This window comes from Rhodococcus sp. IEGM 1381, from assembly GCF_030056795.1.
Classification (GTDB): Bacteria; Actinomycetota; Actinomycetes; order Mycobacteriales; family Mycobacteriaceae; genus Rhodococcoides.
The window spans coordinates 99,491-115,427 of the sequence record NZ_JASHKQ010000010.1; the positions used below are offsets into that span (position 1 = coordinate 99,491).

15 protein-coding genes and 1 pseudogene are annotated in these 15,937 nt (G+C 64.3%); 8 read left to right on the top strand and 8 right to left on the bottom strand.

The genetic code is table 11. The annotated features are described in order from the left end of the window. Window positions 1–34: 34 nt before the first annotated feature. The gene (locus QM797_RS19660; RefSeq protein ID WP_283277345.1) at window positions 35–712 is read right to left on the bottom strand and encodes an L-ribulose-5-phosphate 4-epimerase; all 678 of its coding nucleotides are present in this window, start codon (window positions 710–712) and stop codon (window positions 35–37) included. Further along, entirely contained in the window at window positions 709–2,382 is a 1,674-nt protein-coding gene (araB, locus tag QM797_RS19665) for a ribulokinase (protein WP_283277346.1), read from the bottom strand. The genes QM797_RS19660 and araB overlap by 4 nt, the downstream gene beginning before the upstream one ends. A 266-nt stretch (window positions 2,383–2,648) precedes the next feature. Between araB and fdhA the strand changes: the two genes are divergently transcribed. Together fdhA and QM797_RS19675 are read left to right on the top strand one after the other, a co-directional pair. Then, the gene (gene fdhA / locus QM797_RS19670) at window positions 2,649–3,866 is read left to right on the top strand and encodes a formaldehyde dehydrogenase, glutathione-independent (protein ID WP_283277347.1); all 1,218 of its coding nucleotides are present in this window, start codon (window positions 2,649–2,651) and stop codon (window positions 3,864–3,866) included. Window positions 3,867–3,976: 110 nt separating this feature from the next. Beyond that, window positions 3,977–4,180, top strand: a complete 204-nt coding sequence (locus QM797_RS19675; RefSeq protein ID WP_283277348.1) for a zinc-ribbon domain-containing protein — start codon at window positions 3,977–3,979, stop codon at window positions 4,178–4,180. A 10-nt stretch (window positions 4,181–4,190) separates the two neighbouring features. Here QM797_RS19675 and QM797_RS19680 read toward each other — a convergent pair whose 3' ends face one another. Beyond that, a complete protein-coding gene (locus tag QM797_RS19680) occupies window positions 4,191–5,348 on the bottom strand; it encodes a beta-ketoacyl synthase N-terminal-like domain-containing protein (RefSeq protein WP_283277349.1) in 1,158 nt (385 codons plus the stop codon). A 191-nt stretch (window positions 5,349–5,539) separates the two neighbouring features. Here QM797_RS19680 and QM797_RS19685 point away from each other — a divergent pair, with 191 nt between their 5' ends. Together QM797_RS19685 and QM797_RS19690 are read left to right on the top strand one after the other, a co-directional pair. Further along, on the top strand, window positions 5,540–7,147 hold the full coding sequence (locus QM797_RS19685; RefSeq protein WP_283277350.1) for a sensor domain-containing protein: 1,608 nt from the start codon (window positions 5,540–5,542) through the stop codon (window positions 7,145–7,147). Window positions 7,148–7,222: 75 nt separating this feature from the next. After that, window positions 7,223–8,164 carry a glycoside hydrolase family protein gene (locus tag QM797_RS19690; RefSeq protein ID WP_283277382.1) on the top strand — a complete coding sequence of 314 codons (942 nt, stop codon included), beginning with the start codon at window positions 7,223–7,225 and terminating at the stop codon, window positions 8,162–8,164. Window positions 8,165–8,171: 7 nt separating this feature from the next. Here the strand turns inward: QM797_RS19690 and QM797_RS19695 are convergent, their stop codons facing one another. From QM797_RS19695 to QM797_RS19705, 3 genes are all read right to left on the bottom strand, one after another. Next, complete coding sequence (locus QM797_RS19695; protein ID WP_283277351.1) at window positions 8,172–9,197, bottom strand: phosphotransferase family protein; 1,026 nt, start codon at window positions 9,195–9,197, stop codon at window positions 8,172–8,174. After that, on the bottom strand, window positions 9,194–10,405 hold the full coding sequence (locus tag QM797_RS19700) for an acyl-CoA dehydrogenase family protein (protein WP_283277352.1): 1,212 nt from the start codon (window positions 10,403–10,405) through the stop codon (window positions 9,194–9,196). Before QM797_RS19700 ends, QM797_RS19695 begins: the two co-directional genes overlap by 4 nt. Before the next feature lie 94 nt (window positions 10,406–10,499). Continuing rightward, complete coding sequence (locus QM797_RS19705) at window positions 10,500–11,105, bottom strand: TetR/AcrR family transcriptional regulator (RefSeq protein WP_283277353.1); 606 nt, start codon at window positions 11,103–11,105, stop codon at window positions 10,500–10,502. Between the two features lie 76 nt (window positions 11,106–11,181). On the opposite strand from QM797_RS19705, the gene QM797_RS19710 reads away from it, so the two are divergent. Both QM797_RS19710 and QM797_RS26405 read left to right on the top strand, forming a co-directional pair. After that, window positions 11,182–11,976: a MerR family transcriptional regulator gene (locus QM797_RS19710; protein WP_283277354.1), complete on the top strand. Its 795-nt coding sequence runs from the start codon at window positions 11,182–11,184 to the stop codon at window positions 11,974–11,976. After that, a pseudogene (locus QM797_RS26405) lies at window positions 11,973–12,323 on the top strand (VOC family protein); the annotation flags it as partial. The gene QM797_RS19710 and the pseudogene QM797_RS26405, both read left to right, overlap by 4 nt. 40 nt (window positions 12,324–12,363) lie before the next feature. Here QM797_RS26405 and QM797_RS19715 read toward each other — a convergent pair. Beyond that, complete coding sequence (locus tag QM797_RS19715; protein ID WP_283277355.1) at window positions 12,364–13,218, bottom strand: SGNH/GDSL hydrolase family protein; 855 nt, start codon at window positions 13,216–13,218, stop codon at window positions 12,364–12,366. 126 nt (window positions 13,219–13,344) lie between these two features. Between QM797_RS19715 and QM797_RS19720 the strand changes: the two genes are divergently transcribed. Continuing rightward, window positions 13,345–13,680, top strand: coding sequence for a DUF2834 domain-containing protein (locus tag QM797_RS19720; RefSeq protein WP_283277356.1), 336 nt, complete (start codon window positions 13,345–13,347; stop codon window positions 13,678–13,680). 89 nt (window positions 13,681–13,769) lie between these two features. Then, window positions 13,770–14,588 carry a dienelactone hydrolase family protein gene (locus tag QM797_RS19725; protein WP_283277357.1) on the top strand — a complete coding sequence of 273 codons (819 nt, stop codon included), beginning with the start codon at window positions 13,770–13,772 and terminating at the stop codon, window positions 14,586–14,588. A 125-nt stretch (window positions 14,589–14,713) separates the two neighbouring features. On the opposite strand, the gene QM797_RS19730 is transcribed toward QM797_RS19725, so the two are convergent. Beyond that, window positions 14,714–15,916, bottom strand: a complete 1,203-nt coding sequence (locus QM797_RS19730) for an RsbRD N-terminal domain-containing protein (protein WP_283277358.1) — start codon at window positions 15,914–15,916, stop codon at window positions 14,714–14,716. Between the last annotated feature and the right edge of the window lie 21 nt (window positions 15,917–15,937).

The following is a 15,937-nucleotide window of genomic DNA, read 5'->3' on the forward strand; positions in this document are numbered from 1 at the left end:
TTGTGCCTTCCGTGGAAAGAGTGCGTGGCGCCGGTCAGCGCTGGCCGTAGACGTTCTGGTAGCGGTCGTAGAGTGCGTCGACCGACGAGCGGGGGATGGGAAGTGGTTGTCCCAGTTGATATGCCAGGTGTACCGATCGCGCGACGTCCTCGCACATGACGGCAGCCTTCACAGCGGATCGGGCGGATTGGCCCACCGCGAACACACCGTGGTTCTGCATGAGGATCGCAGGGGACCGACTGTCGGCGAGGGTGTCGACGATGCCGCGTCCGATCGAGTCGTCGCCGATGACGGCGAAAGGACCCACTGGAATGTCTCCGCCGAATTCGTCCGCGCACATCGTGGTGACGACCGGAATGGGTTCTCCTCGAGCAGCCCACGCGACCGCATACGGCGAATGAGTGTGCACCACACCGTTGATGTGGTCGAGGTGCCGATAGACGTACGCCTGTGCCTCGGTGTCCGAGGACGGCGCATGGTCACCCTCGACCACTCGACCGTGCAGATCGCACACCACCATGTTGTCCGGCGTCAGATCGTCGTAGGAGACGCCGCTGGGTTTGATGACCATGAGGTCTCGCCCTGGTACGCGCGCGGACACGTTGCCGGCCGTCCACACGACCAGTCCGTAGCGCACCAGTTCGGCGTGCAATGCGCACACGTCCTTGCGAATCTCCTCGACGACTTCGCGGACATCGTCGACAACCGTCATTTCGCGTCCAACTTCCTGGTCAGGGCAGCACGTCGAAGTGTTCGCAGCCGGCGCATCGTCGGTACGTCCCGACCGAAGCGATCGTGCAGTTCCAGATAGATTTCGTACAGTGAGTCGTACGCCTTCGATCGCGTCTCGTCCGGCACGTAGGCACCGCGGTGAACCTTGCCCATCGATTTCGACGCCACTGGCACGTCGGGATAGCAGCCCGCGGCCACTGCCGCATGGATGGCGGAGCCGAGTGCGGGCCCTTGCGCGGACGCGATGACAGACAACGGCATTCGGAGTACGTCTGCATAGATCTGCATCAGCAGGGGGTTGCGTGCCAGCCCGCCCGCGACGACGAACTCCTCGACCGGTACTCCGCTGTCGCGAAACGTTTCCACGATGACGCGGGTACCGAACGCCGTAGCCTCGAGCAGTGCGCGGTAGGTGTCCTCCGGACGTGTCGCGAGTGTCGACCCGATGACCAGACCGGACAGCTCGTGATCGACCAGCACCGACCGGTTGCCGCTGTGCCAATCGAGGGCGACGAGGCCGTGCTCGCCCACGTCCTGCATGTCGGCGAGCCGAGTGAGGTACTCGTGAACCGACTCCCCGGCCGCCGTCGCTGCGTCGGAGTACGACGCGGGAACCGAAGTGCGCGTGAACCATCCGAAGATGTCGCCGACGCCACTCTGGCCCGCCTCGTACCCGTAGGAGCCGGCCACGATGCCGCCGTCGACGACGCCGCACATGCCGGGGACGTCGTTCAATACGGTCGAACTCATCACGTGACAGGTGGAGGTTCCCATGATGGCGACCATGCGACCCGACTCGACTGCGCCCGCGGCCGGTGCCGTGACATGAGCATCCACGTTGCCGACCGCGACGGCGATTCCCTCGGGCAGTCCCGTCCATGCCGCGGCTTCGGCGGTCAACGTTCCTGCCCGCGAGCCCAGTTCGCCCAGAGGCTGATCGAGTTTGTCGGCGACGAATCCGGCGAAGCCGGGCGCGAGTTCGGTCAGGAAATCGACCGAAGGGTATTTCCCATCCTGGTAGATGCCCTTGTAGCCAGCGGTGCAGGCGTTGCGTACGTAGTTTCCGCACAACTGCCAGACGATCCAGTCGGCCGCCTCGACCCACCGGTCCATGGCCTCGTAGATCTCGGCGTCCTCCTCGTGGATCTGCAGTGCCTTGGCGAATTCCCATTCCGAGGAGATCAAGCCGCCGTAGCGGGGGAGCCAGCTCTCGCCGCGTCGGGCGGCCAGTGCGTTGATGCGATCGGCTTGACCCTGCGCTGCATGGTGTTTCCACAATTTGACGTACGCGTGTGGTCGATCGGCGAATCGAGGGTCCTCGCTCAGCGGGGTGCCGTCCGCGTAGGTGGGCACCATGGTGCACGCGGTGAAGTCGGTACCGATGCCCACCACCTGTTCCGGCGCGATTCCGGCGGCCGCTATCGCTGCGGGTACCGCACGGCGTAGCACGTCGCGATAGTCGTCGGGTACCTGCAGAGCCCAGGCGTCGGGCAGCCGGACTGTACCGCCGGGCAGAGATTCCTCGAGCACTGCGTGTCGGTATTCGTGTACGGCAGATGCTATTTCGGCACCGTCGGACACGCGCACGACTACGGCACGGCCGGAGAGGGTGCCGTAATCCACGCCCACCGTGTACTGGTCCACCGGCATGCAAATCTCCTTCACTGTGCCACCGACTGTGACGTGTGCAACACAGTGTGAGCGCTAACATCAAGTTGAGTCAAGTGTTCGGGATGTGATGGTCGATGGATTGCGAGGCAGGGCGTCGATCTCGGGTCGTCTACTGCGCTCCTAGTTCGTTGTGCGCGCACATATTCAAGACTGTGCATACTGGTGTGACGCGGGCCACAAGAGTAGATCGGGTCGATGATCTCGGCCTGCCGGTCACCCAGCTCACTCATCGAAGAGGAGAACTCATGGCAGACAACAGAGCAGTGACATACGCCGGACCAGGCAAGGTCGAGGTTCAGGACATCGCTTTTCCCGGGCTGGAGCTGACCGACGGACCGGGTGTGAATCCGGCCAACGTCGGGCGTAAATGTGAGCACGGAGTGATCCTGAAGGTCGTCTCGACCAATATCTGCGGCAGCGACCAGCACATGGTGCGCGGGCGCACGACTGCACCCGAGGGTCTCGTGCTGGGCCACGAGATCACCGGTGAAATCGTCGAGGTCGGACGCGACGTCGAATTCCTGAAGGTCGGAGATATCTGCTCGGTACCGTTCAACATCGCGTGCGGTCGGTGTCGAAACTGCAAGGAGCGCAAGACCGGCATCTGCCTCAACGTGAACCCCGATCGACCCGGGTCGGCGTTCGGGTACGTGGACATGGGCGGTTGGGTCGGTGGCCAGGCCGAGTACGTCATGGCACCGTATGCGGACTTCAATCTGTTGAAGTTCCCCGATCGGGACCAGGCGCTGGAGAAAATCCTGGACCTGACGATGCTGTCCGATATCTTTCCCACCGGATTCCACGGAGCGGTCACCGCAGGAGTGAAACCCGGCGCGACGGTCTACATCGCCGGCGCGGGTCCGGTCGGCCTCGCGGCTGCGGTCGGTGCGCAACTGCTGGGAGCGTCGGTGGTGATAGTCGGCGACATGAACGCCGACAGGTTGGCCCAAGCGCGAACCTTCGGCTGCGAGACCGTCGACGTCGGCAAGGGCGCACCGCAGGATCAGATCGAACAGATTCTCGGAGTCGCAGAGGTCGACGCCGCGGTGGATGCAGTGGGCTTCGAGGCTCGCGGTCACGGCGGAGATTCGTCCCACGAGGCTCCGGCGACGGTGCTCAACTCGCTGATGGAGATCACCACTGCGGGTGGTGGCATCGGTATCCCCGGGCTGTACGTCACCGGCGATCCGGGCGGTGTGGACGAGGCTGCGCAGCGCGGCGCTCTCTCGCTCAGTCTCGGTACCGGTTGGGCCAAGTCGCTGTCGTTCGCCACCGGGCAGTGCCCGGTGATGAGCTACCACCGAGAATTGATGAATGCAATTCTCAGTGAACGGGTTTCGATTGCCAAGGCCGTGAATGCGACGGTCATCACGCTCGACGACGCACCGCGCGGCTACCGCGAATTCGACAGTGGTGTTGCGCAGAAATTCGTCATCGACCCGCACGGCATGATCGCCGGCTGACAGCGTCGGACCCAGCAGTCGTTCGGGCCACCATCGCCGAGAACGCGACGGTGGCCCGAACGACTGCTGCACCGAGTTCGGCAGTCGTTCGGGCCACCTATGCTGGGGTGATGTTCCTACTCTTCGGTTTCGGCAGCAAGCGCAAACACGTCGGCCCGGGCGCAACGCGAAACTGCCCGCGGTGCCACAACACCACGCAGTGGGTGCGGATGAAGCAGTACCAGCAATTCACGTTGTTCTTCGTTCCGGTCGCACGCTGGAAGCGCGTCGAATTCGAGGAGTGCGGAATCTGCGGAGCTGCCACCGAGGTGTGAGGAACGCACGTCACGCCGGAGCCAACACCACCACCGAGTTGTGTCCGCCCATTCCCAGCGAGGACTTCACCGTCAATCCCGGCTCCGCGGGGGTGAATCCGTCGAGCAGTAGGGGATGGGCATCGGTGACCTGAGGTGCTGCGGGCACGATTGCCCGCTCGAATCCCATGACCGCAGAGATGGTTTCGATTGCCGACGCCGCACCCTGGCAATGCCCGGTCAATGGTTTCACCGAATACACCTGTGCGCGTGACTCGAGCACCGTCTCCAACATCTCCGTCTCCGCCGCATCGCATTGCGCGGTGCCGGGTCCGTGGGCATTGAGGTAGCGGACCTGGCGTGGTGTGACGCAGGCATCGGCCAAGGCCTGCTCGAAGCAGCCTCGTACCTGGGTGAGGGCCGGGTCGATCGAGGTGGCGTGGAACGCGTCGTGCGTCATGGAGCCGCCCAGCACCCGGCCGTACGAGGCGGAGCTTCGATTGGACAGTACGAAAGCCGTTGCCGCCTCGCCCATTCCGAATCCGCGACTGCCTTCCTGGAACGGCCGGCAGCCCTCCTGGGGCTCCACGTCGACGACACCGACGCCGAGTTTGACGAAATGATCGATGTTCTCCGGTGTCAGCGACAGATCGGTGGCGACGAACACGACGTCGTCGACGAAGCCGGTATCGAGCCACATCTTGGCGGTCAGCAGGCCGGCATTGCCCGATGCGCACATGGCCGAGACGTTCATGGCCGGGCCGTGAAATCCGTACTCCTGCATCAGCAGCGACACCGGCGTCGACGGCATCAGGGTCAGATAGTCACGAACTCGGCGCTCACCACCGTCCTCCAGGTAGAAGTTTCGCCACTCGTCCACTTCGCCGAGGACGACGGCATGGATCAGACCGACACGTCGCCCCGGTCGCCAACCACGCGTCATCGCGTCGTCGATGGCCTCTCGTGCGGACCCACGAAGCGCCCGACCGAATCGACTGGTGCCGTCGCCGTGGTCTCCGCCGTCGGGGACTTTTGCCAGCCACACCGGATTTCTGCCGTTTCGGGTGCGATCGTGATGCAGGGTGGCTGCCGCCTTGCCCGTGGACAGGCCGTTCCACAGGACGTCTGTGCCCCAGCCGTAGCCGGACACTGCACCGATCCCGGTTATGTCGATACCCAGAGTGCTCATCGTCGATATCCTTTTCTTTCCGAAGTATGCGAACCGGATTCGGCTCACGCCTCGATTTAGCCCGTGAAACCGGCATCGGGTCCAGTCGAGAAAAGGATGTTCGTCGTAAATCGGGCATCGAACTCCATCCACCTATGCTCTGGTGGTTCAATCGGGTGTTGACCGTCTGTCTACGAACGCGAGGACCGAGCATGGCCCCAGGGGAGCGCGAAAGCGTCGGCGACGCAGACTCGAGTTCCGCGTCGCCTGGATTGGCAGACCGCTACCGGGTTCTCATCGAGCATTCACCCGACGCGATCGGAGTACACCGACGCGGCACACTCGTGTATCTGAACCCTGCCGGAATGCGATATCTGCGTGCCGAAAGCGCCGGCGACGTCATCGGGCGACCGATCGAAGAGTTCATTGCTGCCGAGTCGATCGGGCCGATGTTCGAGCGTATCGCCGCTCTCGACATTCACGGCACGGCCAGCGCAGCGTCCGAAGCAACTGTGCTGGCACTCGACGGAACCACACTGACGATGGAAGCAGTGTCCGTGCGCACTGTGTGGAACGGCGAGCCGGCGTATCAGGTCATTCTGCGAGATCTCACCGAGCACAAGGCGGCACAGAAGGCATTGCGGTATCAAGCCGCCTTGGTAGAGCACGTCAGCGATGCCATCGTCGGTGTTTCGTCCGACGGCCTGGTGTCGAGTTGGAACCCGGCAGCCGAGTCGGTGTACGGAAGGTGTTCGGCCGACGTTCTCGGTCGCAGCGTCTCGTACGCGGTTGGCGTTCCGTGCGATCCGGCCTCGATTCTGCGGGCCGGTGGACAACTGTGCGAGTCGCATCGTCGTGCGGACGGGACCACGCTGGCGGTGGTGGTGTCCGCGGCTCAGATGCCCGATGGCTGGGTGTTGGTGTGCGCCGACCGAAGCGCGGTGCGACGGGCCGAGGACCACTTCACCGCGGTGGTGGAATCGCTGGAGGCAGGGGTAGTCGTGCTCGATCACACCGGCCGCATCGAGTCGGCGAACCTCGCGGCGAAGACGATCCTCGATATTCAGGTGGGGCTCCAGACGGCAGGGCAGGCGACGGCCCTCCCGTTCCGGGTGTACGGAACGGACGAGAGGCCGATTCACCCGTTCGAGCACCCGGTCGCCGTCACGAGGAAGACCGGCCAGCCCAGCCAGGCGGTGATCGGCATCGAGCGTCGTCGAGACGGCCAGAACTTCTGGCTGTCGTTGACGGCGACGATGCTGACCGCGGGCAACCCGGTTCCCTCCGTCGTCGCCACGTTCGCAGACATCACCGACGCCTACCGCATGAACATAAAGCTCGAACATGCCGCGACGCACGACGATCTGACCGGGCTGCCGAACAGGCCGCTGATCCTGGCGCGCCTCGACGAGGAACTGGCGCGGCCGGCCCGCGACAACGCCATGGCGGTGCTGTTCATCGACCTCGACAACTTCAAGACGATCAACGACCTGCACGGACATATTGTCGGCGACGCCGTGCTCGGAGTGGTTGCCGCACGTCTGACCAGGGCGCTCCCGGCCGACGCCTTCGTCGGACGAATCGGTGGTGACGAGTTCGTGGCAGTGGTTCCACATCGAGCGGGCACCGAGGCCGACGATGTGCGCGCCGAACTCGCCTCCCCCATCACGACGGCGGGACGAGTGTTGACGGTGACAGCGAGCATCGGTGGTGTCACCGTCGATCGCGACGACACCCGCAGTGCGCTGGACATTCTCGACGACGCCGATCACGAGATGTACCAATCCAAGCCCGTGTCGCAGTATCTTTCGCAACCGTGACCGAACGGTGACAATGTTGCCGCCTGCTACGAAAGTTGTGCATGGTGCGCATGGGTCGTACATACTGCTTCGGTGATGTCGACCGCTCGCAAGTGTGTATTGGCCGTGCCGATGGTGCTTCTCGTCGTGGCCGGGCTGTTGTTCTCCTCAGCGGGCACTGGTGCCGCCGCGCCGTCCGCATGGCGATACACGATGGTGGCGTTCAGCAACGACAGCGACCGCGACATGGATGTGTACCAATCCAGCGACGGCACGGACTTCACCGCCCTGCAGGCCGGCGCTTACCGACCGCCTGCCGGTGTGGTCCGGGATTCGAGCATCTTTCGGCACACCGACGGTATGTACTACGTGACCTATACGACGGGCGGCGGGGCGGAGATCGGATTCGCTCGCAGCAGCGATCGCGTCAATTGGACGTTCGCGCAGAACCTGCCGATCCCGTTCTGCTGTCTGCTCCTACCCGGTACCGGAGCAGGCACCGGCTCGGCAGGCTCCTCGGAACTACCGTCATTGTCGCCGTTCACCACCAAGGCCTGGGCACCCGAGTGGTTCGTCGAGGGTGACCGCGTCAGCATCATCGTGTCGTTGTCTGCGGGCGGAGGGTTCGTTCCGTATCTCATGACGGCGACCGACCCCGGCCTGACGACGTGGAGCGCGCCGGTTCCGTTGACGGGAATCATCAACGACCACATCGATACCACGGTGGTGAAGGCAGGGGAGTCGTATCACGCATTCACCAAAGGCGAGAACAAGAAGGTCATCGAGCACTGGATCGCACCCTCGCTCGGTGGTCCGTACGTTCTGGACCCCACCTTCCGAGACTTCGGTCCATTGAAGGAAGGGCCCGCCGTCGTCCAGTTGCCCGACGGCACCTGGCGGCTGTACTACGACGACTACACCAACCAGAAGTACTTCTACTCGGACAGCAAGGACTTGGTCGGCTGGTCCGAACCGAACGAGCTCCCGGGCCTGTCCGGAACCGTGCGCCACATCGGTGTGATGCGAGAGCCGGCCTGAGACAGGCTCACTCGCCCGACCCGGAGAGTGCTCTGAGCCCGGCCGCGACGAACTCACCGGTGGCGTCTGCGGCGTTACGGGCACCGGCACCGGTATCGGAACCCGACAGCGCGCGGTGGGTGATGCCCTCGCCGATCACCCCGAGCTTGAAATTGGCCAGGGCAAGGTAGAAGCCCCAATTCTGCAGTTCACGACCTGATTCGACTGCGTACTGTTGTGCGAGGTCGTCGGCCGAGGGGTATCGGTCGCTCGTCCACGCGGCGTCCGCGCCCAGGACCGCATCGAACACCGGTTGCCGGTAGATGCACATCAGCGCGACGTCGGTGAGGGGATCGCCGAGGGTGGACATCTCCCAGTCGACGACTGCGGCAACAGAACCGACGTTGTCGGCATCGAGAATGGTGTTGTCGACGCGATAGTCTCCGTGGACGATGGACGACGCAGAGTGCGTCGGTATCGCTGCCTCGAGTGCGCGGTGAAGTCGGTCGACATCGGGTAGATCGCGGGTCTTGACGCTGTGCCACTGCCGAGCCCACGTGGCTACCTGCCTGGTGACGAAGCCGTCGGGTCGGCCGAACGCCCCGAGTCCCACGGCAGCCGGGTCGACGGCATGCAGCCTGGCGAGTACCCGGACGAGCTCGGCAGCGTTGTCGGTAACCTGCGCATCTGTGAGATCGGAAAGATCCTCACGCGTACGGACCACTCGGCCGGGCACGAACTCGACGACGGTCATCGGAGCACCGAGAACCGAACCTTCTCGATCGAAGGCGACTGTCCGGGCGACGGGGACTTCGGTGGATGCAAGAGCCTCGGTGACGGCCCACTCGCGGGCCATGTCGTGCGCCGAGGGGGTGAGCCCACTGGTGGGCGGGCGACGAACAACCCATGTCGAGGTGTCGTCGTATGCCTTGTAGGTGAGGTTGGAGCGACCACCGCTGATCATCTCGACCGACAACGTGCCATCGAGCTCGATGTTGTTGTCTTGCAAGAACCGTTCCAGCGCATCGCGATTCATTCCCGGCAGGTCGCTCACGACTGTGCCTCCCGCAGTGCGCGCTTGGCTGCGCCTATCGTTCGTTTGGCGATGGCCCAACGGTGTACTTCGGACGGGCCGTCGTAGACGCGGAACGGACGGACCTCGCGCGAAAGCCTTGCCAGCGGAAGGTCGTCCGATACGCCGAGCCCGCCGCACATCTGGATGCTGCGGTCGACGATGCGGAAGATCGCCTCGGCGGCGAACGTCTTGGCGATGGATGTCTCGTTGCTCGCGTGTCCACCCCGGTCCAACTCGAAGCATGCCTTGGTCAGCAGTGCGCGGGTGGCCGCGATGTCGATCTCGTTGTCGGCGACCATCTTCTGCACCATGCCGAGATCGCCGAGCTTGGCACCGAATCCTTCACGCTGAGCAACCTGAGCGACGGCGATGTCGTGGGCTCGCCTGGATGCTCCGAGCCACCGCATCACATGCGTCATGCGGGCCGGTCCCAAACGCACCTGGGCGTGCGCGAATCCCTCGTCGACGGCTCCGAGTACGTTCTCGTCGGGCACGAATGCGTTCTCGAAGAACACCTCGCAGTGTCCACCGATCATGGCTTTGTCCAGGGTGCCGATGTGTCGGCCCACCGTGATGCCCGCGGTGTCGGCTGGAGCCAGGAACATCGTGGCTCCGCCTCGATCGCCGGGCTTGCCGGAGGTTCGGGCCATGATGATGAAGAACCCCGCACCGTCGGCACCGGTGATGAACCACTTGTGTCCGTTGATCTTCCATCCGCCGTCGACCCGTTGTGCCGCGGTGGTCAGGGCCGAGGGATCTGAGCCGGCACCCGGCGCGGGTTCGGTCATCGCGAAAGCCGAGCGCACGTCACCGCGGGCGAGGGGAGCGAGAAATTGCTCCTTCTGCGCTGCCGACGCGATGTGCGCGAGCATGTGTACGTTGCCCTCGTCCGGCGCGCCGAGGTTCAGCGCGATCGGTCCGAACAGTGAATAGCCGGCTTCCTCGAACACCGGAGCACGGTCACTCATCGACAGCCCGTGGCCGCCGTATTCGACCGGCGCATGCGGCGCGAACACGCCCGCATCCTTCGCGGCGGCCTGCATCTCGACGCGAAGTCGGTCGCCGCCGGCGTCGGTGACGTTGCCCAGAAATCGGTCCTCGATGGGAAGCACGTGTTCCCGTGTGAAGGCGCGGGTCCGGTCGATCAACTTCTCGATGTCCGGGTCGTACGTCAGATCGATGGCCACGATGCGCTCCCTGTTCACTACCGACCGAACACTCGCTCGGTACCTGGAAGGCTGACACACTCGAACGATCGGGTCAAGGATTCTGCGAGGTCCGCTACTCGTGCCAACCGACCGTCCGACGAGCGATGTCGAGATAGACCGCGACCAGTTCGCGGGGTGACAGCGATCCGTCGGGGCGGTACCAGGTTGCTACCCCGACGCACATCGTGGTGACGGCGCGGCTGGCGTCGCTCGGGTGTGGACTGTCGAAGAATCCGGATTTCACACCGTCGGCGATGATCGCGTCGAGCACGCGTTGTTCGTCGTCGCGTTTGGCGATGTAGGCGGCGCGATTGGCCGGTTCGAGGCTGCGGATTTCCGTCGAGCACACGAACGCGGCGTCGCGGCGGTGAATGTGGAACAGCAGCAAGGATTCGACAACAGCATCGAAACGGTCGCCGGGCGAGTGGCCGGCCCCGGCTTCGGCGGATCGAGTCCGTTCCAGCAATTCGTCCATCGACGCATCCATGATGCCGACCAGCAGGGCCTGCTTCGACGGAAAGTGGTGATAGAGGCCAGGAACCGAAAGACCGGCCCCCGCGGCGATCTGCCGCACCGACGTGCCGTGGTAGCCCTGCTCGACGAACATCCGAAGCGCCGACGCCAATGCCGGGGCGAGACTCGAGCCCTCGTACGTGCGCCAGGTGTTCGTCGCGGTCATCCGTTTACCGTAACGGCCATGAGCCGCACGCCGAGAGTTTGCTCCTGACGTTGCGTGAGGTTCTACCGTTGCCTCCATGAACAGCACCGATCCGACCACCTGGGGAATCGGTGACGTCGCCCGACGCACCGGCGTCACCGAGCGCACCCTGCGCTACTACGAGGAGCTGGGTCTGTTGGCTCCGGCCCGAGACGGAGGGGGCAGGCGTCGGTACAGCGGGGGCGACCTCGATCGCCTCTACCGAATTCGGCTGCTCCGCGAATTGGGCACTCCCGTCGCAGATGTCGACCCGGAGGCGGTCGATCTGCAGTACCTGACGCGGAGGCATCTGGCCGAGTTGGACGATCGAATGGGAAAGCTCGCCCGGGTACGAGAACGGGTTCGGGCCGTCGAGGACCGGCTTCTACAGGGCGCTCGTCCGAACGACGACGCCCTGCTGGATCTGCTGTCGGGCCTGACTACCGACGAACCGACGGTGACCAGGCGCACCACATTGCTGGTGTACCGCGACATCGCTGCGGCTCATTCCTACCTCGTGGACGTTTTCGGATTGGCCCCCGGTTCGATCGAATACGACGGCGACACGGCAGTCCATGGGGAGATTCACGCCGGGGACGGTGTTGTCTGGTTGCACCGCGAGGCCCCCGAACATCGGATGGTGTCACCGTTGACCACCGGCACGGTCACTGCGTCTCTTGCCATACTTGTCGACGACGTCGACGCTCACCACGCCCGGGTGGCCGCGACCGGAGCCGCGGTCGACTACGAGCCCACCGACATGCCCTACGGCGTCCGCGAATACAGCGTCCGCGATCCAGAGGGACACCTGTGGTCGTTCCAGACGCCCCTCGCCGAACCGGTGGCGTCATGAACTCCTTGACTCCTTACCTCTGTGTGGCAGACTGCCGCGCCGCGATCGAGTGGTACGTCGCTGCGTTGGGAGCCGAGATCACTTTCGAGCCGATCGTCATGGACGACGGCCGAATCGGTCACTGCGAGTTGGCCGTCGGTGACGGCCGATGGATGATGTCCGACGAGTTCGACTCGGCCGGTGTCGCTGCGCCGGATCCGATTCGTGGCTCTGCCGTGTCACTCCACCTAGCCGTCGATGACGTCGATGCAACCGCGGCGATGGTGACTGCGACGGGTGTCGCGATGGTGCGAGGTCCCGAAGACAGCCCGCCCGCAGGCCGAGTCGCCGTGTTCGTGGACCCGTTCGGGCACCGCTGGTTTCTGAATCAGCCGATCGAGGATCGACTCAGGCCGCCAGGGCCTTGGTCACCTCGGCCGCGATGGCGGATTCGCCGAGGGCATTGGGGTGCAGGGGTACGAACTGATCTGCGAACAGGAGTGGTTCCACCCACCGCACTCCGACGGGTTGGCACGCGTCGTGACCCTCCGACACCACGGACATATCGACGAACGCCGTATCGGTGTCGGCCGCAGCCTGGCGGATGGCCTCGTTGAGTGTGGTCTGCAGGTTGCGCAGATACGGAACGTCGCCGAGTGCAACGGGCACCTGCGGCGCGCATGTGCTTGTGGCCGGGATCAGCCACGGGTAGCCGATGACGATCACCCTCGCCCCGGGAGCGCGAGTATGTATGTCTCGTAATGCTTGTCGAACGGACGGCAACGTGCTGTCGACGATCTTGTCGTCGAAACTGCTTCCGTTCTGCTGCTCGCACGGATCGAATGCACCGGCGTGGGTCACCAACGCACTCACACACGCTGCGATCGCACCCGAGAACACGCTGCTGTCGTTTCCGCCGATCATCAGGGTCACCACATCGGCGGACGGCGACAATGCATCGAATTGAGCTCGAGTGCCCTCGAATTGAGGGGCATAGAAGTCGTCGGTGGCCGCACCGCCGCAGCTGACGTCGGTGAGGCTGTAGCCCTGCTCGCGCGCGACGATATGCGCGAAGTTCTGCTCCGACTGCAAACATCGTGATGGAATCCCCGGTGCCAGTGGGAGCACGCCGTTGCCTGCGCTGAAGCTGTCGCCGAGGTTGACGTGCTCGATCGGAGCCGCGGCGGCAGTAGGGGGCATCGCGAGCGCGACAATGACCGCGGCAACAATTCCGAGCCCAGCACGTTTCGTCCTGGTGCGCACTACAGCCTCCCTTGCTCTTGAATGCTGATCGGGATGGTACCGCCGCCCGCGCCGCGGGGGAGGCCTCGCGCGCATCGGTCTTCCAGGACACGCCGGACCTGCTGCGAGGTGCTCTAGGTTGAACCCATGAGAACTGCAGATGCCACTCGTCGACGCCTCCTGCTCCTTCTGACCATCATCGGGTTCGTCGTTCCCAACACGTTCGTAGTGACCTACTTCAGAGAGCACGGCGTCAGTCGAGAGAGCGCAACTGCATTCTTCGCAGAGTGGGTTGCCTCCACCCCGACTCGTGCCTTGACTGCCGATCTCGGCATCACCAGCGTCGCATTCGGAATTTGGTCGCTGTGGGACTCGAAAGACCACGGAGTCAAACACTGGTGGTTGGTGCCCGTCGGTACCGGTTCGGTGGGAATCTGTTTCGCTGTCCCGCTGTACCTCCTGCTGCGCGAATACTCGCGGTAGTCCCGGTTCATCCGGGCACGTTGCTCCCTGGCTTTATGCTCGTTTCCGGCACCGCTGCGTGCGGGCCCCTCGCAGAAGGACGTACTCCCATGACCGATGACACGCTGGCCGACTTCGATCGAACCGAGTTCACCGCGGACGGGCGCACGGCCCCCGTCTACCGCATCGGTACCGGACCGGCGGTCATCGTGATGTCCGAAATGCCGGGCATCACACCGAAAGTGGCAGACTTCGCGCGCACCGTCGCGGGAATCGGTTGCACCGCGATCGTCCCGCACCTGTTCGGCGTCGACGGCAAGGATCCGTTGGCCGCACCTCTGGGAGTGCTCGGCACCGTCGCCACCGTGTCTCGCGCCATCGTGCCGGCGTGCATCAGTCGCGAATTCACCATCCTGGCCACCGGGAAATCATCGCGGGTCGTGGTGTGGTTGCGCGCTCTCGCGGCGAAGGAGCACGAGCGCTGCGGCGGGCCCGGCGTCGGTGCCATCGGAATGTGCTTCACGGGTGGGTTCGCTCTAGCGATGGCCGCCGACGATCGATTGATCGCACCGGTGCTTTCTCAACCGTCACTTCCGTTCGCGGCATCGAAGTCGCGCAGTCGGTCCATCGACATCAGTGCGGGTGACCTGTCCAAGGTGAAGGCTCGTTGCGCTGCAGGCGATCTCACAGTTCTCGGAATGCGATTCGAGGGCGACAAGATGTGTCCTCCCACACGGTTCGAGTTCCTGCGCGAGCAGCTCGGTGACGCGTTCGTCTCGGTGGAATTGCCCGACTCCTCGTCCAACCCGGAAGCCTTCGGGCCGCCGCACTCCGTCGTCACGGAAGGACTGATCGACGAGCCGGGGGAGCCGACACGGAAGGCCCTCGATCAGGTGCTCGATCTGTTCCGCAGTCGGTTGCTCACGTAAGTTCGATCATCTGCACCCGCTCGGGATCGCGGGGTTCCCGACTACCGAGGTGAGTGTCCACAATTGCCGTCGGCGTGCCTTTTTCCGCGCCCGAGGCCACATTGTGGACACTGACCTCACCTAACTCAGCCGAGTTGACGCAGTTGGATCGCGGTATCGAGGGCCAGCCGATGCCATGCCGATCGCGGATCCCGCCCGGTCAGTTCCTGGGCCCGGCGCAGTCGGTAGCGCAGAGTCTGCGGGTGCAGGTGCAGCCGAGTGGCCGCAGCGGTTGCCGTGCCGGTGGCGATGAATGCCGAAAGGCCCTGCAAGATATGCTCGTTCGCTGCTTCGGTGAGCGGACCGAGCACGGTACGCACCACCTCGCTCGTGTCCGCGGTGGGGCGTGCGGTCAGCAAGGCCAGCAGTTGACCGTCACCCTGATCGAGTAGTGCCCGGTCGTCGAACGCATGATCCGGTGCGGTGTCCAACGCCTGCGCCGCGAGTCGCGACGAACTACCGATGTCGGCGATGGTCGATCTCTCCACGAGGCATCCGCGCAGTGTCGCCTCGGTGCACACGGAGTCGATCGCGGTCCGCCCGACGATGTTGGGCAACAGTAGAATTGCGCGCTGTTCGCGCCGAGTACACAGGTGAGTCCGCTGACCGGCCGTCGTGCTGCGGTCGGGCGGAACGAGCCCCAGTGCAAGAACAAGCGATTCGACGGTGTCGTCGGACATCGGTCTGCCCGAATCTGCCGACTGCACCACGAGCAGATCCGGGTGACTGGGCAGCTCCAGATCGAGTTCGCGGGTGCGATCGGCAAGGGCCCCGGGCGAAGTGTGTCTCGCCGCCAACAGGTCGTCCAGCAGCGCGGCGTGCGCCTGCGCCCGGTTGGATGTGAGCTGTTCGCGCGCAATGACATACGCGCCGATGATCTCCTCGGAGATCGCGTCGATCGCGTCCAGCACACCGAGGCTGAGTTCGGCGATGTCCGCAGGTTCGAGGGTGTCGAGATATTCGGAGGCCACGTGCCGAACGAACACGCTCGACGCCACTCGATACGCTCGCAGAACGTCGGTCAACGGGCGACCGTCGGCGGCACGAGCCGCACCTATCGCGCGGAATCTGCTGTGATCGCGGTCGTCGATCGACCGATCACCACCCGCCCACAAAGCCATCAGACGCCGCAGCGACCAGTACGCGATAGCTTCGACATCGGCCAACTGTGCGCCCTGCAAGGTGCCGTAGACCGGGATCGCGTCGCGGATCGCTCGTACCGCCGATGTTACGACGGGGCCCAGCTCAGATTCGATCTTCGCCACCACTGCGACCCGAGCTGGGTACATCGGTCGACCTCCCGCCTTTTG

What these genes read in the sequence shown, in the direction of transcription:
- QM797_RS19660 (WP_283277345.1), bottom strand. Translation starts at nt 712, where the DNA reads ATGACGGTTGTCGACGATGTCCGCGAAGTCGTCGAGGAGATTCGCAAG.
- araB (WP_283277346.1), bottom strand. Translation starts at nt 2,382, where the DNA reads ATGCCGGTGGACCAGTACACGGTGGGCGTGGATTACGGCACCCTCTCC.
- fdhA (WP_283277347.1), top strand. Translation starts at nt 2,649, where the DNA reads ATGGCAGACAACAGAGCAGTGACATACGCCGGACCAGGCAAGGTCGAG.
- QM797_RS19675 (WP_283277348.1), top strand. Translation starts at nt 3,977, where the DNA reads ATGTTCCTACTCTTCGGTTTCGGCAGCAAGCGCAAACACGTCGGCCCG.
- QM797_RS19680 (WP_283277349.1), bottom strand. Translation starts at nt 5,348, where the DNA reads ATGAGCACTCTGGGTATCGACATAACCGGGATCGGTGCAGTGTCCGGC.
- QM797_RS19685 (WP_283277350.1), top strand. Translation starts at nt 5,540, where the DNA reads ATGGCCCCAGGGGAGCGCGAAAGCGTCGGCGACGCAGACTCGAGTTCC.
- QM797_RS19690 (WP_283277382.1), top strand. Translation starts at nt 7,223, where the DNA reads ATGTCGACCGCTCGCAAGTGTGTATTGGCCGTGCCGATGGTGCTTCTC.
- QM797_RS19705 (WP_283277353.1), bottom strand. Translation starts at nt 11,105, where the DNA reads ATGACCGCGACGAACACCTGGCGCACGTACGAGGGCTCGAGTCTCGCC.
- QM797_RS19710 (WP_283277354.1), top strand. Translation starts at nt 11,182, where the DNA reads ATGAACAGCACCGATCCGACCACCTGGGGAATCGGTGACGTCGCCCGA.
- QM797_RS19720 (WP_283277356.1), top strand. Translation starts at nt 13,345, where the DNA reads ATGAGAACTGCAGATGCCACTCGTCGACGCCTCCTGCTCCTTCTGACC.
- QM797_RS19725 (WP_283277357.1), top strand. Translation starts at nt 13,770, where the DNA reads ATGACCGATGACACGCTGGCCGACTTCGATCGAACCGAGTTCACCGCG.
- QM797_RS19730 (WP_283277358.1), bottom strand. Translation starts at nt 15,916, where the DNA reads ATGTACCCAGCTCGGGTCGCAGTGGTGGCGAAGATCGAATCTGAGCTG.